This window comes from Streptococcus fryi (genome assembly GCF_053206505.1).
Genome location: NZ_JBRUGW010000060.1, coordinates 1 through 3,394, shown reverse-complemented (window position 1 = coordinate 3,394; position 3,394 = coordinate 1). Strand labels below are relative to the sequence as shown.

The window sequence follows — 3,394 nt, the reverse complement described above, 5'->3', positions numbered from 1 at the left end:
GGAGAAAAGAGATGAGAAAAGACTATTTAGAGGATGAAATAGCCTACCAATTAAGTATGATTCAGGCTAACCAACTCCTATCAGAAGGACTGATTACTGAAACCATTTTCCAAGAGTTTAAGGCTAAGATGCTTGAAACATATGAGCCATTTATGAGTCAATTAGTGGGCTAAAGACTTGATAAATAAGGGCTTTAGAGTGATATATAGTAGCGAAATTGAACATAGGCTAAAAGCTGTGTAAAAAAGATAGCTGTTCTCTGGTGCAAGCACCGCTCGTCCAGCTCCTATTTTTACTTTGCTTTTTACGCCCTTTGTATCTTAAAAAAGGAGATGTATCAATGAAACAAGTTAAAACGATACAAGCCCAAAAGGTAGGTGCCATCAAGACGTTAAGAGTGGCCGCATACACTAGGGTTTCGCATACGAGTTTACTTCAGTCCTTATCCAATCAAGCGAGTCACTACAGCCAATTGATACAGGCAAATCCAGAATGGGAGTATGTGGGCGTTTACAGCGACTCAGCCATTAGTGGACGAACTCAATCCCGTAGACAAGACTTTCAACACTTACTTGAAGATTGTCGTAAGGGAAAGATTGACCTTATTTTAACCAAATCTATATCACGTTTTGGTCGAAATACGGTGGAGCTTTTGGAAACCGTTCGTGAGTTAAAGAGACTTGGTATCAGTGTTCGCTTTGAAAAGGAGAACCTTGACACCCTAACCGCTGAAGGGGAGTTGCTTTTAACCTTACTGGCTTCAATGGCTCAAGAAGAATCACAGTCTATCAGTCAAAACATCAGATGGCGAGTGAAGAAACGCTTTGAAGAAGGGAAACCTTATATTCCCCAAGATATCTTTGGCTATCGGTGGAATGGGAAAGAGTATGTGATTGAACCCCATGAAGCATCTATTGTTAGACAGGTCTTTGACTGGTATATGGCAGGTCTTTCAGCTCCCAAGATAGCTAAACGCCTTGATGATAAGGGTGAGAGAACAAGAAAGGGTAATCGTTTCACTAAGCGAGTCATCTACAACATGTTTGACCAAGAAGCCTACTGCGGACGACTGATTTTACAGAAAACCTTTCGAGACAAGTTTGGTAGTCGTTCTGTTCCGAATAAAGGGCAGATGACAAAGTATATCGTTGAGCATGCCCATGAAGCCATTGTGGCACCAGAGTATTTCCAACAGGTCAATCAAGAGAAAAAGCGACGTGCTAGGAGGAGAGTCTCAAAGCATGATGCCCTAGCAAAGTTACAAGGCAAAGTGTATTGTGAGCACTGCGGTTTAGACATGCTTTTGACTTTGGAAGCTAAATCCAATCAAGAAAAGCGAGTGAGGTATTACTGCAGGACAAGAGATGCCAAGGGTGTTGAGGCTTGTTTAGGACGTACCATTACAGAAAAACAACTCTTTCAAGCTTTTGGTGAGACCTTAAAGACAGAAGATATTCACCATATTGCTTTTAATAGCGTGACCAATGAAGCCAAAGCCACCTGTAGCAATGGCGAAGAAAAACACGTCATCATTCAGAAAGGATAGATATGAAAAAAGTCATCACGATTGAACCAGCCAAACAAGTAAGCCATAGGCTTGACCTGCCGAGTTTTACCAAACGACGAGTGGCAGGCTATGCTAGGGTATCAACTGACCATGAAGACCAAACAACTTCCTATGAAGCACAGATGAAATATTACACAGACTACATCAACAGTCGTTCAGATTGGGTATTTGTCAAGATGTATTCCGATGAAGGGCTTAGTGGAACAAACACGAAAAAGCGACTTGGCTTTCAAGAAATGGTTGAAGATGCCCTTGACGGTAAGATAGACCTTATCCTGACCAAGTCAGTCAGTCGGTTTGCGAGAAATACGGTTGATTCTCTTTCAACGGTACGAAAACTCAAGGAAGCAGATGTGGAAATCTATTTTGAAAAGGAGAATATTTGGACCTTTGATTCTAAAGGAGAACTCCTTATCACGATTATGTCGAGTCTCGCTCAAGAAGAGAGCCGTTCCATTTCGGAGAACGTAACTTGGGGGAGAAGACGTCAGTTGGCTGAAGGACAAGTGACTTTTTCCTACAGCCAAGTTCTAGGTTTCAAGAAAAGTGACACGGGTGGGTTTGAGATTGACCACGACGAAGCCAAGGTTGTTAGGTACATTTTTCATCAGGTTTTATTGGGAAACAACCCCAACAAAATCGCAAGAGAGTTAACTTTGAAAGGTATTCCTACCCCACAAGGAAAAAGTAAGTGGAGTTATGGCACAGTTAAGCGTATGCTTAGGAATGAAAAATATAAGGGAGATGCCCTTCTTCAGAAAAGTTTTACAACAGATTTTTTGATGAAAAGCACCAAACCCAATGAAGGGGAACTTCCTCAGTACTACGTGGAGAATAACCATGATGCCATTATTGACCGAGCGGTCTTTGATTTGGTTCAGGTTGAATTGGATAAGTTGGAAAAGAAACGGCAAACCAGTAATATCTTCACAGGAAGGCTGTTCTGCGGTGATTGTGGGTCAGCTTTTGGAAGTAAGGTGTGGCATTCGACCAGTAAGTACAAACGAACCATCTACCAGTGCAATGCCAAGTATAAGGGTGAGCACAAATGTCAGACACCTCATGTGACGGAAGAAGAGATTAAAGCATGGTTTCTTTCAGCCATCAATCAGCTTCTCAGTAATCGAGATGAGATTATTGCCAATACGGAACGTTTAATTGACATGGCAAAAAATACCTCGCCACTTGAAGACAGGATTGATGATTTGGAGCAACAACTTGAAACTATCCGACAAGACATAATGGATTTAGTTGATAGGAATGCAAGGAAGGCTCAGAATCAAGAGCTTTATCAAACGCAATACGATAATCTGTTAATAGCCTACCAAGAAAAACAGAAAGAGCTACATGAGACCAATTCAACCTTGAGAGATCAGAAAAGTAAAAGCATAAGGCTTGATCGTTTTATCCAACAACTCAAAGAGCAGGATGACCTCATCACAGCCTTCAACCAAGAACTCTGGCAGACTAGTGTCGAGCGATTGGATATAAAGGAAAATAAGAAAATCAGCCTAACCTTCAAAAATGGCGTACAGATTGATTTATAAATGATAAGGGCGTGTCAGTTTGGCACGCCTTTTTTTGTTTTCTGTGTTATAATGGGATGAGAAACTACGGGACTATTTTTGCACCCCCTTTGAGCGGTTTGCACCCCCCTGAGAGGATAAAGGTTAGATTGTATGATTAAAGTGATAGCAACGGACATGGATGGCACCTTTTTGGATAGTTTTGGTAGTTATGATAAGGAGCGCTTTGAGCATGTTTTAAATGGTTTTGACTCTATGGGATGGTTATTGACTATAGCTAGTGGTCGTGGAATGTTGGCTT

The 3,394-nt window shown here is 41.4% G+C and carries 4 protein-coding genes; all 4 read left to right on the top strand.

Annotation, left to right across the window (positions count from 1 at the left end; all coding sequences use genetic code 11):
* Positions 1 to 11 precede the first annotated feature (11 nt).
* The gene (locus tag ACVRZH_RS09900; protein ID WP_447454743.1) at positions 12 to 173 is read left to right on the top strand and encodes an SHOCT domain-containing protein; all 162 of its coding nucleotides are present in this window, start codon (positions 12 to 14) and stop codon (positions 171 to 173) included.
* 167 nt (positions 174 to 340) lie between these two features.
* Positions 341 to 1,546, top strand: coding sequence for a recombinase family protein (locus tag ACVRZH_RS09895; RefSeq protein ID WP_447455114.1), 1,206 nt, complete (start codon positions 341 to 343; stop codon positions 1,544 to 1,546).
* Positions 1,547 to 1,548: 2 nt separating this feature from the next.
* Positions 1,549 to 3,114: a recombinase family protein gene (locus tag ACVRZH_RS09890; protein WP_447455113.1), complete on the top strand. Its 1,566-nt coding sequence runs from the start codon at positions 1,549 to 1,551 to the stop codon at positions 3,112 to 3,114.
* A 132-nt stretch (positions 3,115 to 3,246) separates the two neighbouring features.
* A partial coding sequence (locus ACVRZH_RS09885) for an HAD hydrolase family protein (RefSeq protein WP_447455115.1) occupies positions 3,247 to 3,394 on the top strand: 148 nt, incomplete at its 3' end.

Bases quoted from the DNA above. Each gene is read 5' to 3' on its own strand.
- ACVRZH_RS09890 (WP_447455113.1), top strand. From the start codon at position 1,549: ATGAAAAAAGTCATCACGATTGAACCAGCCAAACAAGTAAGCCATAGG.
- ACVRZH_RS09900 (WP_447454743.1), top strand. From the start codon at position 12: ATGAGAAAAGACTATTTAGAGGATGAAATAGCCTACCAATTAAGTATG.
- ACVRZH_RS09895 (WP_447455114.1), top strand. From the start codon at position 341: ATGAAACAAGTTAAAACGATACAAGCCCAAAAGGTAGGTGCCATCAAG.